This window comes from Arcicella lustrica (assembly GCF_034930985.1).
Classification (GTDB): Bacteria; Bacteroidota; Bacteroidia; order Cytophagales; family Spirosomataceae; genus Arcicella; species Arcicella lustrica.
Genome location: NZ_JAYGIM010000006.1, coordinates 348330 through 370429 on the forward strand (window position 1 = coordinate 348330; position 22100 = coordinate 370429).

Here is a 22100-nt window from a genome sequence, read left to right on the forward strand (position 1 = left end):
TAAAACATAGTCGTTTGTTCAACCCCATAGGAGTCGTTTTAATCAGCCCATAAAAGTCGTGATAGACCCCATAAAGGTCGTTGATGTACCCCATAGAAGTCGTTGATATGCCCCATAAAGGTCGTTGATGTACCCCATAAAAGTCGTCGATACATCCCATAAAGGTCGTTTTTGGCATAGTTAAATTACTTTATTACAAGCACTTATGGAAGCTGAAAGACAAAAGAAATAAAGAATAAGAAATACAACAAAGAATAACATTTGTTGAGTGAAGATTCTTTATTTAAAATGATTTAGTGAATATTTTCTATAAAAATACGCTTGCTCTATTCATATTCATAAAAAATCAGACCCCATAAAAGTCGTTTTTGTATTTTTGATTTTCTCATTCATAGTCACATTGGTTCTATTTACATTTTTGAAAATAAAATAAACGGCAAGCCCATAAAAGTCGTTTTTTGTTCGCTATACGTTCCCTTTTTATAGCCCATAAAAGTCGTTTTTAGAAAAGTATATTTCTTTTCTAATCATTTCCTCTGAGAATTGTATCATTTTAAAAATGTCAATGATTGTAAAGATTAAATCATTGTAAAATTTAAACTTACACTGAAATCGCAAGCCCCATAAAAGTCGTTTTTGAGTTTTTCTCGTTCAACACTTTTATTGGATATTAAATGAAAACAGAGGAATACTTCAGCACCCCATAAAAGTCGTTTTTAGTTTTTAACTCCGAAAAATTTTATCAAGATGCTTTAATTTAATCATTTAAAGTACTTAACCCCATAAAGGTCGTTTTTAATAAATGAACACTTTAATTGATTTTGAAACAACTTTATAACAGAGAGTTTTTTTAGCCCATAAAAGTCGTTTTTAGAAATTAAGAGTAAGTTTTATCGTTAAACAAATTAACAAACCCCATAAAAGTCGTTTTTTATTCAGATAATTAACCTTAGGTATCTCACCCCACAAAAGTCGTTTTTAGAAAAATTGAAAAGCAAAAGGAAAATTATGGAGAAATAAGACTTTGATAGAAGTACAAAATTGAAAGCAGCATTTGATGAAATGTTTCAAACTTTATTCAATATGTCTCAAAATAGATGTTTTCAAGGTTTTTTAAGACTAATCCAAGAAAATTGGCTTTCCTATCATATCTTTTCAAACTATCTTTACTAACTCATTATCTGAGTAAATTCAAATTTATTATCATTAAAGTATAATTCGATTTGCTTGAGTAAAATACTTTTGGCATTCAAGCCTTGTTTCTTTTAAAAAAGTAAAAGATAAAAACAGCATTTAACTTATTTAACTTGATATTAAACTTAAGATGAATCAAATCACGGAAGAATCAAATAAAGAACAGGAAATGTGGGAAGCTTTTTTATTGGGAGATGAAGAAGCTTATACAGAACTGTACCGATTACATGTAAAAGCAATGTATCGATACGGCATGAGTCTTGTTGCTGCTTCAGAGGCTTTTGTATTCGATTGTATTCATGATGTTTTCACTGAAATTTGGATTAAAAGAAATAGATTGATTGTACCCGATAACGTTCGATATTACTTATTAAAAGCATTAAAAAATAGAATTTTACATTTATTGAGTAGAAAAGAACGGTCGCATGAAACATTTAATGAAGAATTTGAGGATTTTTTGGTAGAGCCTTCAGCCGAAGAAATCTTCACTCAGAAAGAAGAAGCAAGCAATAGGCAAGAGATGATTACCAAATTAGTAAGTCAGCTTTCGCATCGCCAACAAGAAGCTTTGCGTTTGAGATTTGCCGAAAACATGAACTATGAACAAATTGCTGAAATCATGTTAGTCAATAAACAATCGGCACAAAATATCGTCTTCAGAGCCGTTGAAAAATTGAGAACTTGGCTATCAATTTTAATTTTTGTCTTTTTTCAAGAATAATTTGATTTTAGTGAGTATGAAAAATAGCTTTTTGTCATCTACTGTTAAAATATCATAATCCGTGAATATACACTACGAACAATTTAGTTCTTCAGACTTTGTGACAGATGATGCTTTTCTAAATCATTATTTATCACCAACTGATTCTTCAAAAGCTTTTTGGGAAAGCTGGCTGAGTAATCATCCAGAAAAAAAAGAAGAGTGGCTAGCGGCTCAAAAATTGATTGAAGCGGTTCAGCTTGGTCTTAGTGAATATGTTCGTACCTATTTATCAAAAGAAGCCGAGGAAAGTTTATTGCAGCGAATTTTAATCACCAATGCAGAAAGCGATGAAAAGGAAGTAAAGTCAATACCAATTTGGCGACAGTCGTGGTTTCAAGTAATGGCGGCTTGTTTTATCCTTTTTTTAGGCTTAAAAGTACTATATTTTAATAAAAGTATTCAGCCAGAATCAGTTTATGAAAAACAAATGGCAGTATTTGCTGAAGAGAAGCTTACCGAAAAAGTGAATGATAAAACGACTATAGATACGATAAAACTTCCTGATGGTTCATTGATTTATCTTTCGCCCAATAGTAAAATTAGCTATGTCAATAATTTTGGAAAAGAGAATCGAACGGTTTATTTGTCCGGAAAAGCAGTTTTTGATGTGGTGAAAATGCCTTCAAAACCATTTTATGTGTATGCTAATGAATTGGTTACCAAAGTATTAGGTACTAAATTTGAAGTTTTTTCTTTTGATAACGAAAAAGATGTGATTGTTAAAGTATTAAGTGGAAAAGTAAGTGTTTATAAAAATCCGAAGTTTGATAAAGTGACGCTCTCTAATATTGAAAAACTAGGCGTTTTACTGAAACCAAATCAACAAGTTACTTTTTCAAGAGAAAAAGACTTTTTTAAAAAAACTATTGTAGAACAACCAATACTTTTAATAGCCCAACATATTTCTAAACCGACTTTTATTTATGATGAAGCACCCGTTGTAGCGGTATTAGATGAAATTTCGAAAGCTTATGGAGTAGAAATCATTTTTAATCGAGAGATGATGCAATCGTGCCAGTTAACCTCATCTATGGAAGAAGAATCATTGCAAGATAAACTCAATATTATTTGCAAATCTATCGGAGCAACATACGAAATAATTGATGCTCAGATAATTATCAATTCAAAAATGTGTCAATCAAATTAACTTAAATAAATAATTGTACCTTTTAACTCCCTCTGTTTAACAAATGAAAACATAATTACTTACCACTTCTGATTAATTTAAAAAAAGAAAAAAGCCAACGATGTTCGTACCATCATTGGCTTGTGAATCCAAGAAACAGCTTAAAATGATTTAGGCTGGCAGGGACTTCTTTTGCTCGAAAATTTAGTCATTACGATCAAAACAATCAAAAGTATGAAACAATTAAGAATTTTACTATTCCAATGTATGAAAATTTCGTTGGTGCAACTCTTTATTGCTTGTTTCTTCATTAGCGTATCTTGGGCAAGAGAATTATCGGCTCAGGAATTATTAAATCGCAAAGTGACTTTACAAGTATCCGACAAAAAGATAAAGGCTGTCTTGAAGGATATAGAAACCGTGGCAGGTGTCAGGTTTTCTTATAGTCCGCAAATAATTCAATCAAGCCGCACTGTATCTTTAAACCTTCCTAATGTTACTTTAGGAGAAGTGTTAGAAAGGCTATTAAAGCCTTTAAATTTACAATACGATGTAGCTGGAAGCCAGATTATTCTGAGTGCCCAAGCTGCTAAAGCCACGCAAATACTCTTAAAGGAAGAATCTTCCAAAATAGTGCCCCAAAGCCTAGAATTTTCAATAAAAGGTAAGGTTACCGACGAAAATAATGTTGGTTTGCCGGGGGTTAATATTTTGGTGAAAGGCTCTACAAACAAGGGAACTACCACCAATAATAATGGTGAGTATGGTTTTTCTTTGCCAAATGGCAATGCGGTTCTTATTTTTTCATCAGTAGGCTATGTATCACAAGAGATTTCGGTTAATGGTCGTTCGATTGTAGATGTTAAATTGGCACCTGATAATCAAGGACTCGACGAAGTAGTTGTTGTAGGTTATAGCACACAAAAGAAAGAATCTTTAACGGGTGCCATTGCCATTGTTACAAGTAAAGATTTAGAGAGAGTACACGGTGGTTCAACAGTTAGTTCTGGTTTAGCTGGTAAAATTCCGGGAGTTTCTTTCAGAATGGCTGATGGTCGCCCAGGTGCAAGTGCGAATATTCAAATTCGTAACATGGGAAGCCCACTTTTCGTTATTGATGGTATTCAGCAAGATGCTGGTCAGTTCAATAACTTAGCGCCAAATGATATTGAGAGTATCTCGGTACTTAAAGATGCCTCAGCGGCAATTTATGGGGTTCGTGCTGCCAATGGGGTAGTGGTTGTTACTACCAAAAGAGGCAAGGCTGGAAGCAAAAATACAGTAAACATTGATGCTTACACTGGATGGCAGAACTGGTCGAGATTCCCAGACGTTGTGAATAATTCTTATGAATGGCAATTAGGTAAAGCAGATGCTGAAATCAACCAATTCGGAAGAACAGCCATTACACAAGCTGAATTAGATAAATATAAAGCTGGAACAGAGCCTGGTTATCAGTCATTTAACTGGAAAGATTTTATCATCAAAGGAAATTCTCCATTAAGTTCAATCAACATTAATACTTCAGGTGGTTCAGATAAAATTAGTTATTATATTTCTGCTACTCGTTTGAGCCAAAATTCAGTATTAGGTCGTGAATTTACTTTTGCAAGAAGTAACATTCAAAGTAACGTTGATGCAAAGATTTCTAATAATCTTAAAGTGGGTGTTCAAATTAATGGAAGAATTGAAACGAGAGATCAGCCGGGTGTTCCGGGTGGGGATGATTATTGGTTACCACGTTTTGCCATTTTAAGAAACCGTCCTTTCGAACGTCCTTATGCCAACGATAACCCATTGTATTTGAACGATATTAAGCACAACGAAACAAACTGGGCTTATAACAACAAAAAACTAGGGGGTTACTGGCGTGAAGACTGGAGAGTATTGCAAACAAACTTTAATGCAGAATACCAAGTTCCGGGAATTAAAGGATTGATGTTGAAAGGAATGTATTCGTATTACATCGCTGATAGAGTAATGAACGGTCACGAATACACTTATCAAGCTTATACTTATAATCCAGCAAACGATACTTATACAGTGACTGGTGGTAGTACAAACCCTTGGCGTGAACGTGGTACAAGAAAAGTAATGCGTAATATTTACCAAGGACAATTGAATTACAACAATACTTTTGGCAAACACACAGTAGGTGGAGTATTCGTAGCAGAGCGACAAGAACAGCGTGTTCAAGACCAATGGGTACACTCTGTGCCTAAAACAAACGTATTGCCTTTGATTTATTTCCCAACGGTTGATACTTATAATGATGCGGATGACCAAGAAGCACGTATAGGTTATATCGGTAGATTTAATTACAATTATTCGAACAAATATTACTTTGAAGTTTCTGCTCGTAGAGATGCTTCTTGGAAGTTTGCTCCAGACAGACGTTCAGGCGTTTTCCCATCAGCATCAATTGGTTGGAGAATTACCGAAGAAAACTTCGCAAAGAATCTTTTAGGTGGTGGTTCTATCTTGGATGATTTAAAATTCAGAGCTTCTTATGGTATTTTAGGGGATGATAACGTTGGTATTGGTGCTTACGATTACCTTTCGGGTTATAATTACAATGTTGGAAACGTAATTTTAAGTGGCACTCCAGTTGTTACTTCAAGAGATAAAGGGCAGGTAATTACGAATATTTCTTGGTTTAAAAGTAAAATTACCGATGTTGGAGCTGATTTCTCGCTCTTAGGAACAAAATTAACGGGTAGTGTAGATTACTTCTACCGTTTGAGAACTGGTTTGAGGGGACGTAAATACGATTTATTAGTACCAAGTGAATTAGGTTATAGCTTACCTGATGAAAACGTGAACAGCGATGCACAGTTTGGTGGTGAATTCTCTTTAAATTACAATGGCAAATCAGGAGACTTTACTTATTCGATTGGTGGAAATATGTCTTATGCTAGAAGTAAATTTGTTTCTTCTTACAAGCCAATTTTCAATAACTCATGGGATTATTACAGAAACTCTGCTGAAGGTCGTTACAGTAATATTTTCTGGGGTTACGAAACAATTGGACAATTTCAATCAAGAGATCAAATCAATGAATATCCTGTAAATATTGATGGACAAGGAAACAGAACGCTAAATCCTGGAGATTTGATTTACAAAGACGTAAATGGAGACGGTAGAATAGATGGATATGACCAACGCCCAATCGGCTATACAACGACTGGTCAGCCAAATGTAAACTTCGGTTTGAACTTCATGTTAGGTTGGAAAGGCTTTACTTTCTCTGCTGATTTCTCTGGTGGTGGAATGTATTCTTGGAATCAAAACTGGGAACAACGTTGGGCTTATCAAAACGATGGTGCTTTGAACAAACTTTTAACAGACAGATGGCATAGAGCTGATGTATTTGATGTAAACAGCGAGTGGATTCCGGGTAGATTCCCAGCATTCCGTTATAACGATGGTGGTCATAGTAATTACAATAGAAACTCTACTTTCTGGTTACAAAATGTTAAGTATTTAAGAGCTAGAACATTAGAAGTATCTTACTCTTTACCAAAAACATTACTCGACAAACTGAAAATTCAAAAAGCAAGAGTGTATGTAAATGGCTATAACTTGTTTTCAGTGGATAATCTAAAAGAGTACGGAGTAGATCCAGAAATTGCAGACGACAACGGTTTGCAATACCCACAAAATAAGTTTGTGAATATTGGAATCAATCTTTCTCTTTAAAATATAAAAATAATTGGCAATGAAAAAGATTTTATTGATAAAACTATTAGTCTTACTAGCGATAAGCTGGGGATGTAATGACGATGAATTTTTGGATAGAAAACCTACCAATATTCTTACAAACGAAGTGATTTGGAGTAGCCCAGACCAAGTATTGTCGGTATTAGGTGATTTGTACAATCGCTATAACGATTATTCAACCGTAAAAAGTTGGACTTCAACATCAGATTTCAACGAAGCTTTCTGGTCGGAAGCAGGTCAGTATGGAAACTTCCAAAACAATGGATATGATTATGGTGCTTGGGGAATTTGGGACTATGCTTATATCCGTGATATTAACTTATTCATCCAAAAATGTTCGGCAACTGATAAATTGGATGTAGCTGTTAAAGATAGATTTTTAGCTGAAGCTCGTTTCTTGCGTGCAGCTTATTACTTTGAATTAGTAAAACGCATGGGTGGTGTTCCATTGATTACAGAACCTATGACTTACGATTTCAGTGGCGACCCAAGTTATTTGCGTAATCCAAGAGCGAAGGAATCAGAAGTGTACGATTTTATCATTAAAGAAGTTGATGAAATCAAAACAAAATTGCCTGTCAATACGGCTGAAAAATCAAGAGCAACGCTCGGTGCAGTATTGGCAATGCAAGCTCGTGCGGCACTTTATGCAGGTTCTATTGCTAAATATGGTAGCACAACTCCTTCAGTAAGTTTACAAGGTGGTGAAGTAGGAATTTCAGCAAGTTTAGCGACAGGATACTACACAAAAGCTTTAAGTGCAGCAAAGGAAATCATTGAAGGCAAAGCAGGTGCTTATGCTTTGTACAATAAAAAACCTGATTTATCGGAAAACTTCTCAAGTATTTTTTATGATAAAGCCAATAACCCAGAAGCGATTTTTGTAGAAGATTTTAAATTACAAAGCGGAAAAGTACATGGTTTTACAATTGCCAATCAGCCAAGATATGGTGCTGAGGAAGAAGAAGGCGGAAGAATCAACCCATCTTTGAACTTAGTACAATCTTTCGAAAAATTGGATAATACTTTTGCTCCGCTTGAAACCAATGCTCCTTCAGGTGCTTACAATTACTATACAAACATCACCGATATTTTTGCAAACAGAGATGCTCGTTTAGCAGGAACAGTCATGTTGCCAGGAACAAGATTCAAAGGCAGAACGGTTGATATTTGGGCAGGTTTTCAGTTAGCAAACGGAAGTATTATCAGTGGTGATGACCGTGGTGCGCAAAAAACTTTACCGGGCAAAACAACTCGTGAGCAAGTAGTAGGTTTCGATGGTCCAATTGATGGTTTTGAATTTACAGCTCAATCTGGTTTTTATTTACGTAAATACTTAGATCCAGTTACAGGTTCTGGTCAGCGTGGGGTTCAAAGTGAAGTTTGGTTTATCCGTTATCGTTTCTCTGAAGTATTGTTGAATGCCGCAGAAGCAGCCTTTGAATTAGGTCAGCCAGCCGTAGCTGCAACTTATATGAACCAAGTTCGTGCCAGAGCAGGCTTAGTAAAACCTTTGACAAGCAGCGAAATTACTTTTGATAGAATTGCTCATGAAAGAAGAGCTGAGTTAGCTTTTGAAGGACATTACTTCTACGACATGAAACGTTGGAGAATTGCTCACTTAGTACTTGATGGTGGTACAATTACTCCGACAGATTTAGTACAAGACATTGAGAAAGCAACCAAAAGAAGCACACAACCTTATGCTTTATGGCCTTATAAAATTTACGACCCAAGTTCAGAAAATGATGGAAAGTGGATTTTTAAAATCGTAAAACTAAGCCGTGTAACAGGTGCTGATAGATTCCAATTTGGGAATTATTATTCAAGAATCGGAGATGATATTATCAATAACAATCCGAAAATTATTAGAAATCCAAATCAATAGATACGATAACATCTAAACGATATATATCATGAGATTATCAATTTATTCTTTATTTGTGGCCGCTCTAGGTGTTTTTATGACATCTTGTTCGATGGACAACTACGTGGCGCCAAACAGCGATTTTAAAGGTCGGATTGTTTATAAAGGCGAACCGATTAATGTTGAAGCCAATCAAGTGCGTTTCCAATTATGGGAGCCAGGCTGGGGTAAACTTGCTCCAATTGACGTTGCCATTACGCAAGAAGGAAACTATTCAGCGGTACTTTTTACAGGAAAATACAAAATGTTATTTCCTAAAGGTGAAGGTCCATTTATGACCAACGTTATCAATACAACAGTAAAAGATACACTTTACATTGATTTGAAAGGTAGCCAAACGATGGACATTGAAGTAATGCCTTATTACATGCTTAGAAATGCAAGTTTTTCTAAAGGTGAAAATAAAGTAACGGCTTCTTGTAAAATCGATAAAATCATCACGGATGCCAATGCTAAAACCATTGAAAGAGTATCATTATACATTAACAAAACGCAATTTGTTTCTGGGGCTAATAATGTTGGCACAACCAACATTGCCGGAGGAGCAATTACTGATTTGAGCAATGTAAATCTTACTGTTGATATTCCTACGATTTCACCAGCCCAAAATTATGTATTTGCTAGAATTGGCGTAAAAATCAGTGGTGTCGAAGACATGATTTTCTCTCCAGTTCAGAAAATACAGTACAAGTAGTCTTTTTTGATTTATTATCCAATTTATGAAAATTCCCCTTCTCAGTTTTTGAGAAGGGGTTATTAGACGCTTGTCTTTTATTTAATCAAGAATAATAATTTTATTCTGAGTATAACTATGAATTCACTGAACAAACTAGAAAACACTTCCCAAGCGGATACCGCCCATAAACGCTTATTTTGGGGTTGTTTTATGGTATTAGTTGCCTCGGCTTTTGGCTTTGTTTTTCGTGCTTTTTTAATGGCACAATGGGGTACACAATTTGGACTAAGTAAAACCCAGCAAGGCGAAATTTTTGGCGTAAGTTTTTGGCCTTTCGGAATTAGCATTGTTTTTTTTAGTCTTATTATCGACCAAGTTGGCTACAAAAAATCAATGATTTTTGCCTTCATCTGTCATTCGCTTTCAGTAGTCATTACCATTTTTGCAGATGGTTACTGGATGCTTTACATCGGAACACTCTTGTTTGCATTGGGAAATGGCGCCGCTGAAGCGGTGGTAAATCCTGTAGTTGCAAGTATGTTCCCAAAAGAGAAGACAAAATGGTTGAATATTTTGCATGCAGGTTGGCCAACAGGAATGGTTCTGGCAGGTTTGCTTGGTATTGGAATGTTACATTTTGAGTTCAATTGGAACATTATCATTGCTTTTATCATGTTGCCAACGCTGATTTATGCGTGGTTGATTTTTAATCAAGAATTTCCTGTTAACGAACGTGTAAAGGCTGGCGTTAGCTATTTAGAAATGCTAGAAGAAGTCGGAATTCTTGGCGCTTTAATTATTGTTTCTTTATGTATTTTCCAATTGGGAAGTCTATTTAACTGGTCATTAGCGACAAACCTAATCACTATTGCTATTTTAACCAGTACTTTTGGATATTTTGTCCGTTCACTTGGGCGTCCACTCTTTATTTTATTGCTCCTAATCATGATTCCACTGGCTACTACCGAACTAGGCACAGATAGCTGGATTACGGATTTAATGACACCAGAGATGAAAAAAGTGGGACTACAAGGTGGCTGGGTTTTGATTTACACTTCATTAATCATGGCGATTTTAAGGTTCTATTCAGGACCAATCGTGCACAAATTTTCACCTTTGGGTTTGTTAGCGGTCAGTGCTTTAACAGCCTCAATTGGTTTACAATTTTTATCGTTTTCTACAGGCTTTGTCATCATTCTAGCAGCCACAATTTATGCACTTGGTAAAACCTTTTTTTGGGGGACAATGCTTGGTGTAGTTTCTGAACAATTTCCTAAAGGTGGCGCTTTAGCTTTGAATTTTACAGGAGCTGTTGGGCAAGTAGGAGTAGGAGTAATCGGAGCGGTAATTCTTGGTTTTGTTCAAGATAAAGAATTTGATAAAAATCTTTATCAGCATCATACAGAAATTCATTCAAGCTATGTGAATAAAGAAAAATCAGGATTATTTGGTACCTATAAAGTACTTGATACAGATAAATTTGCGAGTGCAAATCCAGTAATAGTACAAACAATAACACAGACGCAAGAAGATGCAAAAAAGGATGCTTTAAAGACCGTCGCACTCTTCCCAATCTTGATGTTACTTTGCTATATCGCTTTAATATTTTATTTCAAATTCAAAGGTGGTTATAAACCCGTTTTGTTAATTGATAAGGAATAATTTTTACGTGGTTTTCAAGCAATAAACCTATTGCCTCAATATAATTTTAACATTCAGTAAATATGAGAAAATGTATTTTACTGGTATTGGTTGGATTGTTTTTCCAAACCTGTACCAATAATAAAAACTTGTCTGGAAAAACCGCAAGTAATGAAATTGCCCAGCAAAAAGGAGCGAGAAGAGCAGAAGTACTATTTTTAGGACATAACAGTAAGCATCACGATTCGGGAAAATATGCTCCTTGGCTTGCCATTAAATTATTCAAAAGTGGGGTTAACTTGACCTATACCACAACCGTTAGCGATTTGAATGCTGAGAATCTCAGTAAATATGATGCCCTGATTATTTATGCTAATCACGATTCGCTGTCATCTTCGCAAGAATCAGCTTTGAAAAATTTTGTAGAAGGTGGAAAAGGACTCATCCCTTTGCATTCTGCCGCAGGTTGTTTTAAAAATTCAGATTGGTACATAAAAACCATTGGTGGACAATTCAAATCGCATGAAGTAGGAACATTTCCTGCAACAATTGTAAATGCTTCACATCCCATCATGAAAGGTATTACCGATTTTAAAACTTGGGATGAAACCTACGTGCATAAAAACACGAATCCTGATAGAAAAATCTTGACAGAAAGAGTGGAAAATGGCGTTCATGAAGCTTATACTTGGGTAAGAAATCAAGGAAAGGGACGTGTTTTTTACACCGCTTACGGTCATAACGATAGCACTTGGACGAACAAAGGCTATTTGGATTTAGTAAGAAACGGCGTACTTTGGGCTTTGGGCGATGATGTAAAGAAACGCATTAGTCAATTGAACATTCCTGATGTTGATATTTATAATTCAGATTCAATTGCGAATTATGCGGTTCGTCATAATGTACCAAAAATTCAAGAAGCTTTATCGCCCGAACAATCACAAAAATTAACACAAGTAGCGGTTGATTTTGATGTAAAACTTTTTGCCTCTGAACCTGACATTATTAACCCAATCGCAATGGCTTGGGATGAAAAAGGACGTTTATGGATTGTAGAATCTGTAGATTATCCGAATACTTTTAAAGAAACTGACGGTGTAGCCAACGATAGAATCAAGATTTGTGAAGATACTGATGGCGATGGCAAAGCAGATAAATTCACCGTTTTTGCTGACGATTTGAATATTCCGACCAGTATGGTTTTTGCCAATGGTGGTGTAATAGTTTCGATGGCTCCACATTTTGTATTCTTGAAAGACACAAATGGTGACGATAAAGCTGATGTGAGAGAAATCATCATGTCGGGTTGGGGAAAAAATGATACGCACGCAGGTCCATCAAATTTACAATACGGTTTTGATAATAAAATTTGGGGCGTATTGGGCTTTTCAGGATTCAATGCAGTTGTGGATGGAAAAAAACAAAACTTCGGACAAGGAGTATATCGTTTCAGTCCAAATGGTAAAAACCTTGAATACTTGTCTTCAACCAGCAATAATACTTGGGGATTAGGCTTTTCGGAAGATAATAACGTCTTTATTTCAACTGCCAATAATACGCATAGTGCCTATTATTCAATGCCAGCCAAACTTACCCAGCGTACTTTTCAAGGCGGTATTCAGCCAGTTCAAAAAATTGATGGACATTATGACGTGCACGTAATGACGCCAAATTTACGACAAGTAGATGTGGTTGGTGGTTTTACGGCTGCCGCAGGACATCATTTATACACGGCTAGAAATTTTCCGAAAGAGTATTGGAATAGAATCGCTTTGGTGACAGAACCAACAGTAAGGTTGATTCATAATGCGATTATTGAACCAGATGGAGCAGGTTTTAAAGAAAAAGACGGCTGGAATTTAATGGTAAGTTCAGATGAATGGTTCGGTCCAGTACATGCTGAAGTTGGTCCAGACGGAGCGGTTTGGGTAGCCGATTGGTATAATTTTATCATTCAGCACAATGTTTTTGTGCCAGCACAAGCGCCTTCTGGTACAATTTTACCTCCTAATACCAGTCAACCACACGGAAAAGGAAATGCTTTTTCAAGTCCTTTAAGAGATACCAATCACGGGCGTATCTACAGAGTAGTCTATAAAAATGCTAAAAAAGAAACGAATCTGAAATTATCAAAAGATGATATTTCAGGCTTATTGTCGGCTTTAGAAAACGATAATATGTTCTGGAGAATGACGGCTCAACGATTATTGGTAGAAAGTAACAATACTTCGGTTGCACCAGCATTGTATGCTATTATCAACAAAACGAATGTCGATGAAATTGGCTTAAACAGTCCAGCGGTTCATGCACTTTGGACATTACACGGATTAAATCTTTTGGATGGCTCAAATCCAGAAGCATTGCAAGTAGTTTTCAAAGCGATGTCTCATCCAGCGGCTGGTGTTCGTAAAGCAGCGATTGAAGTATTGCCGAAAAATCAGCAAGTGTTTGATAATATGCTGAAAAGTGGTGCTTTGTTCGATAAAAATCTGAATGTTCGTAAATCAGTTTTGTTGGCAATGGCAGAAACTTCTGCTTCTGAAAGCTTAGGAGAACTACTTTATAATGCTTCGAAAGATGAGAAGAATGCGAAAGACGAATGGCTTTCTAAAGCTTTGTTTGTAGCCGCAATTACGCATGAAGATGGATTTATCAAAGCATTTAACAAAAACAGTAATCCAGAAATTCAAGAATCAGCTTTTACGAAAAGTATCGTTGAGGCCATCAACAAAGAAGTATATACTTTGGGAAGAAGAAATGTGATGCAGTATTCACCAAACGTAATGGGCAAAGAAATCATCATCAAAGCAAATTTGGCGAAGCCTAATAATAATCGTGAATTGCAAGGAATGATTTTGGCACAAGGCGATAAAAATAACGGCTACGCTTTGTTCATTCAAGATGGAAAAATAAAGCTTGTTTTCAATAAAGATGGTAAATCAATTCAAACCGAAAGTAAGGAAGCTTTGCCAGAAAAATTTGAATTAGTTGCTGAAATTTCTGCCAACGAAGGTGCTACGATTAAAATTGACGGGAAATCCGTAGCCAATAACAAAGGCGTCATTTTATTTGAAAAACCATTAGCAACCGCTTTAAGAACAGGTTTTGATTTTGAAGATGAAACCAAAATAGGTACTTATCAAGGTGCATTTAATTTAAGCGGAAATCTTCAAAACGTTTCTTTAGAACTTAAAAAGCCTAAAGTAATGGAAGCTAATCATGAACATCATCATTCAAATGCTTCAAACGAAAAAACAGAAGTGAAAGCTGTTTCAACGGCTTCGACGATTGATTTGAAAATTGAAAAAGAATTGATGCAATTCGACCAAAAATTGATTCAAGTAAAAGCTGGTCAGAAAATTACCATCAACATCGAAAACCCAGATGGTATGCAACACAATTTTGTCATTATCAAACCGGGAACATTGAATAAAGTAGGAGCTACAGCCGATATGTTGGCTCGTGACCCAAAAGGTGCTGAGAAAAATTATGTTCCGAAAATGCCAGAAGTACTGTTTGCCACCAAATTGATTAATACCGACGAAACTGTAACGCTAGAATTCACCGCACCTACGCAAGCTGGTGACTATGTGTTTGTCTGTACTTTTCCGGGGCATTGGCGAGGGATGAACGGTATTTTAAGAATTGTAAAATAGCTTTTAAAGAATCATTTTAAAATAGATTGAACATGAAAAATTATCATTTATTTTTTTCTCGAATAGTCAAAAAAGGCACTTTATTGATGCTTTTGCTTTCGATAGTTAGTCTTTCGACAAGCTTGGCTCATCAGCCTTTTTTCAAGAAAAAAAGTAAAAGTATTAGGGCTTTAATCGTTGGTGGTGGTTCCTCACACGATTTTGACAAATGGTATAAAACTGCCGATGTTGAAACCTTAGAAAAAGACGGTTTGGCAAAAGTTATTTATACCAACGACCCAAAATCTATCTTGGCAACCTTACCCGAAGTCGACGTTTTGATTTTGTGTAACAATCAGCCAATTGCTGATGAAGCAACCAGAAAAGCCATTTTTGATTTTGTGGAAGCTGGAAAAGGTTTGATTTTATGTCATGCGGCACTTTGGTACAACTGGGCTGATTGGTCGGCATACAATGCAAACTTGGTAAGTGGTGGCACACGCAACCACGACCGTTATGGGGCGTTTGATGTGAAAATTGTAAATCCAAAGCATCCAATTACAAAGAAAACCCAAGCGCAATTTACTTTGAAAGATGAATTATATCATTTTCAAATAGACCCAAATGGTCCAGGAATTGAAGTATTAGCCATTGGAAATATGGCTGGTTCAGATAAAGTATATCCGCTTTTATTCGTCGTAAAACATCCAAAAGCGAAAATTGTGGGCTTTACTTTAGGGCATGATGCCGAATCGCACAACTATTTGCCTTACCAAACTTTACTCAGGAATACCTTGAAATGGGTTGCTAAAAAATAGAGCTAAGTTTGATTCAATTATCTTATTGTCAATTAGTTAAATAAAAAATAGATATTAATAATTTCTTAAATAGTTTAGTCATGAGTCAGAAAAAAATCACGGTGGTTATTGTAGGAATGGGCTTTGGGAAAGAATTTATTCCTATTTACCAAAATCATCCAAATATCAAAGCGGTTGGTATTTGTACAAGAAATCCTAAAACGATAGATGAATTAGCGACGAAATTCAATTTAGACAGAAACTTATGTTTTGAGAATTTTGAAGATGTACCCAAAAGAGATGACGTCGATGCGATTCATATTGTAACGCCAGTGCCAGAACACGCACAGATGACACTCGCTTCGTTGAATGCCAACAAACATACAGCTTGTACCATTCCAATGGCGATGACGGTGGAAGATTGCCAAGCAATTGTTGATGCAAAACGCAAAGCGAACAAAGTATATATGATGATGGAAACAGCACTTTATACTCGTGAATTTTTGTATGGGTTGAAATTAGCTGAAACGGGACAATTGGGTAGAATTCAGTTTGTTAGAGGTTCACATATTCAAGATATGAGTATGGAAGGCTGGGGCGAATATTGGAAAGGTTTCCCCCCAATGTTGAACGGAACGCACGCTATTTCACCTTTATTACGCATCAATAATACCAAAGCTGAATCTGTGGTTTGTCATGGTTCGGGAAGATTGGGCGAAGATTTGACAAAACGTTATGGTTCGCCATTTGCAGTTGAAACGGCAACTTTTACTTTGAAAAATTCGGATGTTGTGGCAGAAGCTACTCGCTCTTTATTTGATGTAGTTCGTCAATATCGTGAAAGTTATGATGTTTATGGCGACAAAATGTCTTTTGAATGGGAACAATTACAGGATGAATCACACGTGATTTTTGATGGTGGAGAAAATGCAGTTAGAATTGATGTGCCTGACACCGACGAATTATTGATTGACGAAATTGCACATTTTACCAAAAGAGAAAAAATCGACGACCCAAATCACGTTTCTTTTTTACAAGGGGCAGGTCATGGCGGTTCGCATCCGCATTTGGTACAAGAATTTGTGGCGGCAATTATCGAGAATAGAAACTCAGCGGTGGATGCCGACGTTGCGGCGAATTATACTTGTGCAGGAATCTGTGCACATGAGTCGGCCATGAATGGCGGAAAAAGAGTGTTTATTCCAGATTTTGAGCTTGAATAAAATTTAAACTAGGATTGAATATTAGGTTTTTTTTAACAGGAGAGTATTTTATTCTCCTGTTTTTTATCCTTTAAAATGAATTGAATATGCTATTTGGAGCAAGTACTTTTGTTTGGGCTTCCCCATTTTCTACCGAAAATTTTGACATTGTCCACAAAGTAAAGCGAATGGGCTATGATATTATTGAAGTAGCCGTAGAAGATGCCGATAGAATAGATTGGTTAAAACTTAGAGAGATAGTTCGTGACATCGACTTGAAAGTAACCATCAGTGGTGCTTTTGGTGCTGACCGTGATATTTCAAGTACTGATGCTACCATTCGTGAGCAAGGGAAAAAGTACATCATTGATTGTATCAAAATTGCTGATTTTATGGGAAGTCCCGTTTTTGGTGGACCAGTTTATTCAGCAGTGGGCAAAACCCGTTTGGTCGCTGAGGAACAAAAAAAGCAAGAAAGAGCATGGTGTGTTGAAACACTTCAATCGGTCGGAAAAGTGGCTGAGGATTATGGAATTATTGTAGGAGTAGAGCCTTTAAACCGTTTTGAAACCGATATGATTAATACGGTTGACCAAGTAATTTCTTTGGTAAAAGAAGTATCAAATCCTAATATCCAAATTTTGTTGGATACTTTTCATGCCAATATTGAAGAGAAAAATATTCCGAATGCCATTCGAAAAATTGGGAAAGAATTACTTTGTCATATTCAAGGAAATGAAAGCGACCGTGGAACGCCCGGAACAGGTCATTTAGATTGGCAAGGAATCAAAGAAGCATTATTAGAAATTGATTATCAAGGAGCTATTGTGGTAGAAACTTTTGGCGCACCTTCTAAAGAATTAGCCAGAGCGGCTTCTATTTGGCGACCTTTGGCAAATAGTGCCGACGAATTAGCCCAAGAAGGGCTAGATTTTTATCAAACAATGTTTAGGTAAAAATGTCATTAGTTAACAGTAATCAATATTTACTTAAAAGACAGGTAATTATTGCATGCTGTAGATATAGCAAACATTAACCATTTAATTTTAAAAACAATTCTCTAATAAAAAGTCTGGTAAGGCACAGTTTATGGCTGTGAATTATCAGACTTTTTTTGTAGCTATGCAGTAGCTAAAAGAACAAAGTTTGTCATGCACAAATTGTATAATGTTTCTCTATCTGTTAAAGATAAAATTGTATAATACATTGAGAAAATGGTACAAATATGTACTTTTAGCGATTATTACCTTTGTAAGCTATAAAATCTATTCCTAAAAGTTAACATAAATATATTTGAAGATACCATAGAATATTTTTTGGAAAAGAGTAATTCTTGCGTCAGCATTTTCCGAAATTCCGCTGTTTGAGCGAAGCGAGTTTCGGAATTTCTTGATTTTCTTTTGTTACTTTTCTTTCATCAAGGAAAGAAAAGTAAAGCCTAAGAAGGAGGATTTAATTCTTTTTCGGCATAAATAATATAAATATTTTAAAGTATATTCTAATTAATCTCAGCTATCAGCATACCTTTTATATGAAAAAAATTATATTCATTCTTTGCTGTTTGTTATCATTGGAAACAATAGCGCAAGACTTACAAATCAGTCATTTACGTTGCGAGTATCGCTTGAATCCGCTGGGTGTTCAAACGAACACACCAAACCTAAGTTGGCAAATACAATCTTCGCAAAGAAATATTTTACAAAATGCCTATCAAATTTTAGTAGCGGATACTCCCGAAGCGTTGGCTAAAAACCAAGGCAATGTTTGGGATTCTGGTAAAATCTTATCTGATAATTCTATCCAAGTAAAGTATCAAGGAAAACCTTTGTTGGCAACCAAGACCTATTTCTGGAAAGTAAAAATCTGGGATAATCAACAACACATCACAGCTTGGAGTAAAGCACATTTCTGGCAAATGGGCTTATTGAGCAAAGCGGATTGGAAAGGTGCAAATTGGATTGCTTATGAAAAATTGGCTGATACTTTGGCGAATCCTTTACCGACAGATGGCAAAAAAGACAAAGTACAAGGCAATAATATTTTACCCATTTTCAGAAAAAGCTTTGCTATAGCAAAAACAGTAAAAAAAGCAACCATGTTTATTGCTGGTTTGGGACATTTTGAAATGAGTTTAAACGGCAAAAAAGTAGGAGACCATTTTTTAGATGCTGGTTGGACGAAGTACAACAAACAAGCACAATACGTAACTTTTGATTTGACAAAGCAAATTCAAAAAGGCGAAAATGTGGTGGGTGTGATGTTGGGAAATGGCTTTTACTATATCCCACCAGTAAAAGAGCGTTATAGAAAATTGAAAGTGACTTTTGGTTATCCAAAAATGATTTGTCGATTAGCTTTAGAATATTCAGATGGTTCTAAGTCCACAATTCTGAGTGATAATTCTTGGAAAATGTCGCCTAGTCCAATTACTTTTTCAAGTATTTATGGCGGCGAAAACTACAATGCCAATTTAGAACAAAAAGGATGGGATACGCCGACTTTTAACGACCAATCTTGGAAACCTGCTAAGATTGTGGACGGCGATATTGAGCTTGTAGCCCAAATGCAAGACCCCATAAAAGTCTTCGATAATTTTTCGGCAAAAAGTATTAAAAAGCTTCCTTCTGGCAATTGGATTTATGATTTAGGACAAAATGCTTCTGGTATTATTCAGTTGAAAGTAAAAGGAAAAATGGGCGACACTGTGCGTGTTATTCCTGCTGAATTGCTGAAAGAAGACGGTTCTGGCAATCAAAAAGCTTCCGGAAGTCCTTATTATTTTGAATACATTTTGAAAGGAGACGGCATAGAAACTTGGCAACCGAGATTTTCGTATTATGGTTTCAGATATTTAGAAGTAAAAGGCGCTACGCCACAAGGTGAAGAAAATCCACAAAATAAAGCCACTTTACTTGATTTAAAAGGTTTGCACATACGAAATGCCGCAGAAACCGCTGGAGATTTTAGCAGTTCAAATGAATTGTTCAATAAAACCAAAGAATTGATTGATTGGGGAATTAAGAGTAACATGGTTTCTGTATTTACGGATTGTCCGCATCGTGAAAAATTGGGTTGGTTAGAAGAACTTCATTTAGTAGGAAGTTCGGTGCATTACAATTACCAAACTCAGAATTTATTCAAAAAAGGTATTCAGGATATGAAGCATTCGCAAACTGCCGAAGGACTCATTCCAGAAATTGCACCAGAATATGTAAAATTTGAATGGGGAGGCGATATGTTTAGAGATTCTCCCGAATGGGGAAGTAGCGGAATCATCGTGCCTTGGTATTTATATGAATGGTATGGCGAAAAAAGAGAACTGGAAGAAAGTTATCCAATGATGAAACGCTATGTGGATTATTTGATTACAAAAGGTAAAAATAATATTCTGACACAAGGTTTGGGCGATTGGTACGATCTTGGACCAAAGCCACCCGGCGTTTCGCAATTAACGCCGATGGGTGTAACAGGTACGGCAATTTTCTATTATGATTTAACCATTATGGAAAAAATCGCCAATATTTTAGGCAAAACGGAAGATGCAAAGCAATTCAAAACCTTATCAATTGAAGTAAAAAATGCTTTCAATAAAACCTTTTTCAATCCAGTAACCAAACAATATGCTACTGGCAGTCAGACTGCCAATGCAATGGCAGTTTACATGAAACTGGTTGAACCTGAATATAAGGAAGCGGTCATTGAAAACTTGATTCAAGAAATAAAAGGAAGAAATAATAGCCTTACTGCTGGCGATATTGGCTATCGTTATGTGCTAAGAGTATTAGAGGATGCTGGTCGTTCGGATGTGATTTTTGACATGAACAATCGCTCTGATGTGCCAGGTTATGGTTATCAATTAGCCAAAGGTGCTACGGCATTGACGGAATCTTGGCAAGCGCTTCCAACGGTTTCAAACAATCATTTTATGTTGGGGCATTTAATGGAGTGGTTTTATGCGGGCGTTTTAGGGATTAAACAACCTGAAAATTCACAGGCCTTCAAACAGATTGAAATCAATCCGCAAGTAGTTGGCGACCTTACTTTTGCGAAAGGTTATTATGATTCACCTTTTGGGAAAATTCAATCGGAATGGAAAAAGAACGCAAATACTTTTGAATTAAAAGTAAGTATTCCTGCGAATACTTCTGCTAAAATTTATTTGCCTTCAAAAGCAAATACAAGGATCAAAGAACTCATTACGAATAAAAATATCAAGCAACAAGGATTTGAAAATGGTAAATCGATCGTGGAAATCGGTTCAGGGAATTATCATTTTATTGTAGAAAATTAAGCATTAATCTCATGAAAATCAGTAACATAACTTTTGTCGTAATTTCTCTTTTTTCAATGTCAATATTTGCTCAAAAGGCGAATACGGATGTTCCTGAAAGTGAAATGAAAGCCATTTACGAAGCAGTAAAAACACCTCATAAATATGGATTGGTATTAACACCAACCGACAATTCACAGAAAATGGATTGTCCGACGGTTTTCAAAAAAGGCAAAAAATGGTATATGAGTTACATTATTTATGGAGGAAGAGGTTATGAAACTTGGTTGGCAAAAAGTAATGATTTATTGCATTGGGAAAATGTTGGGAAGATAATGTCCTTCACAGATACTACGCAATGGGATGGCAATCAAAAAGCAGGTTATGTGGCTTTGCAAGATACCAAATGGGCTGGAAGTTATGCCTTAAAAAAGTACGATGGTAAATATTGGATGTCGTATTTTGGTGGAAATACTCGTGGTTACGAAGCTGGAGATTTATCAGCAGGAATAGCTTTTACTTCAGAAGACCCAACTGTGGCACATGAATGGCAAAGAAAATCAACACCAATTTTAACGGCAAAAGATAATGATGTAAGATGGTGGGAAAATAGAAAACTTTTTAAAAGTACGGTGATTGAAGATAAAAAGCGTTTGACGGGTCATTCCTTCGTGATGTATTATAATGCCAATGGCGATTCTGCCAAAAATAACATCAAAACTCGTTGGTACGAACGCATCGGGATGGCGGTTTCTGATAATATGCTGGATTGGAAACGCATGATTGATGAGCCAATCGTTCATCATCCCGTCGGAATTACGGGCGACCCGCAACTTCAAAAAATTGGCGATACTTGGGTAATGTTTTATTTTGGGGCCTTCTGGAAAGATAGAAAAGGAGCTTTCAATCGTTTTGCGGCTTCTAAAGATTTAATTCATTGGACAGATTGGAACGGTGCAAATTTGGTAGATTCGTCTGAATCTTATGATGAATTGTATGCGCACAAATCGTATGTGATGAAGTACAAAGGCGTTGTCTATCATTTTTACTGTGCCGTAAACAAAAAAGACCAAAGAGGTATTGCCGTGGCTACTTCCAAAGATTTAGGAAAAAGTATCTTGAATTTTATGGTCCATTAAATCATCAATT

The 22100-nt window shown here is 36.0% G+C and carries 12 protein-coding genes; all 12 read left to right on the forward strand.

Translation table 11 applies throughout. The features are described 5' to 3' along the window. Window positions 1-1324: 1324 nt before the first annotated feature. The 12 genes from VB798_RS09145 (at window position 1325) to VB798_RS09200 (ending at window position 22090) form a co-directional block, all read left to right on the forward strand. Window positions 1325-1915, forward strand: a complete 591-nt coding sequence (locus tag VB798_RS09145) for an RNA polymerase sigma factor (protein WP_323258148.1) — start codon at window positions 1325-1327, stop codon at window positions 1913-1915. Window positions 1916-1976: 61 nt separating this feature from the next. After that, entirely contained in the window at window positions 1977-3104 is a 1128-nt protein-coding gene (locus tag VB798_RS09150) for a FecR family protein (protein WP_323258151.1), read from the forward strand. Window positions 3105-3317: 213 nt separating this feature from the next. Then, complete coding sequence (locus VB798_RS09155) at window positions 3318-6782, forward strand: TonB-dependent receptor (RefSeq protein ID WP_323258153.1); 3465 nt, start codon at window positions 3318-3320, stop codon at window positions 6780-6782. A 19-nt stretch (window positions 6783-6801) separates the two neighbouring features. Further along, window positions 6802-8691 (forward strand): RagB/SusD family nutrient uptake outer membrane protein, encoded by a 1890-nt coding sequence (locus tag VB798_RS09160; RefSeq protein WP_323258155.1) that lies wholly within the window; start codon window positions 6802-6804, stop codon window positions 8689-8691. Between the two features lie 28 nt (window positions 8692-8719). Then, window positions 8720-9424: a DUF3823 domain-containing protein gene (locus tag VB798_RS09165; RefSeq protein WP_323258157.1), complete on the forward strand. Its 705-nt coding sequence runs from the start codon at window positions 8720-8722 to the stop codon at window positions 9422-9424. Window positions 9425-9541: 117 nt separating this feature from the next. Further along, entirely contained in the window at window positions 9542-11068 is a 1527-nt protein-coding gene (locus tag VB798_RS09170; RefSeq protein ID WP_323258159.1) for an MFS transporter, read from the forward strand. Window positions 11069-11130: 62 nt separating this feature from the next. Then, window positions 11131-14703, forward strand: coding sequence for a PVC-type heme-binding CxxCH protein (locus tag VB798_RS09175; protein WP_323258160.1), 3573 nt, complete (start codon window positions 11131-11133; stop codon window positions 14701-14703). Window positions 14704-14735: 32 nt separating this feature from the next. Further along, entirely contained in the window at window positions 14736-15500 is a 765-nt protein-coding gene (locus tag VB798_RS09180) for a ThuA domain-containing protein (RefSeq protein WP_323258162.1), read from the forward strand. Between the two features lie 80 nt (window positions 15501-15580). After that, window positions 15581-16702, forward strand: coding sequence for a Gfo/Idh/MocA family protein (locus tag VB798_RS09185; RefSeq protein WP_323258164.1), 1122 nt, complete (start codon window positions 15581-15583; stop codon window positions 16700-16702). Window positions 16703-16788: 86 nt separating this feature from the next. Next, complete coding sequence (locus tag VB798_RS09190; RefSeq protein ID WP_323258166.1) at window positions 16789-17637, forward strand: sugar phosphate isomerase/epimerase family protein; 849 nt, start codon at window positions 16789-16791, stop codon at window positions 17635-17637. A 575-nt stretch (window positions 17638-18212) separates the two neighbouring features. Beyond that, entirely contained in the window at window positions 18213-20972 is a 2760-nt protein-coding gene (locus VB798_RS09195) for a family 78 glycoside hydrolase catalytic domain (protein WP_323258168.1), read from the forward strand. A gap of 11 nt (window positions 20973-20983) precedes the next feature. Next, complete coding sequence (locus VB798_RS09200) at window positions 20984-22090, forward strand: glycoside hydrolase family protein (protein ID WP_323258170.1); 1107 nt, start codon at window positions 20984-20986, stop codon at window positions 22088-22090. Window positions 22091-22100 lie beyond the last annotated feature (10 nt).

Bases quoted from the DNA above. Each gene is read 5' to 3' on its own strand.
- VB798_RS09200 (WP_323258170.1), top strand. From the start codon at position 20,984: ATGAAAATCAGTAACATAACTTTTGTCGTAATTTCTCTTTTTTCAATG.
- VB798_RS09170 (WP_323258159.1), top strand. From the start codon at position 9,542: ATGAATTCACTGAACAAACTAGAAAACACTTCCCAAGCGGATACCGCC.
- VB798_RS09185 (WP_323258164.1), top strand. From the start codon at position 15,581: ATGAGTCAGAAAAAAATCACGGTGGTTATTGTAGGAATGGGCTTTGGG.
- VB798_RS09145 (WP_323258148.1), top strand. From the start codon at position 1,325: ATGAATCAAATCACGGAAGAATCAAATAAAGAACAGGAAATGTGGGAA.
- VB798_RS09175 (WP_323258160.1), top strand. From the start codon at position 11,131: ATGAGAAAATGTATTTTACTGGTATTGGTTGGATTGTTTTTCCAAACC.
- VB798_RS09155 (WP_323258153.1), top strand. From the start codon at position 3,318: ATGAAACAATTAAGAATTTTACTATTCCAATGTATGAAAATTTCGTTG.
- VB798_RS09190 (WP_323258166.1), top strand. From the start codon at position 16,789: ATGCTATTTGGAGCAAGTACTTTTGTTTGGGCTTCCCCATTTTCTACC.
- VB798_RS09160 (WP_323258155.1), top strand. From the start codon at position 6,802: ATGAAAAAGATTTTATTGATAAAACTATTAGTCTTACTAGCGATAAGC.
- VB798_RS09195 (WP_323258168.1), top strand. From the start codon at position 18,213: ATGAAAAAAATTATATTCATTCTTTGCTGTTTGTTATCATTGGAAACA.
- VB798_RS09165 (WP_323258157.1), top strand. From the start codon at position 8,720: ATGAGATTATCAATTTATTCTTTATTTGTGGCCGCTCTAGGTGTTTTT.
- VB798_RS09180 (WP_323258162.1), top strand. From the start codon at position 14,736: ATGAAAAATTATCATTTATTTTTTTCTCGAATAGTCAAAAAAGGCACT.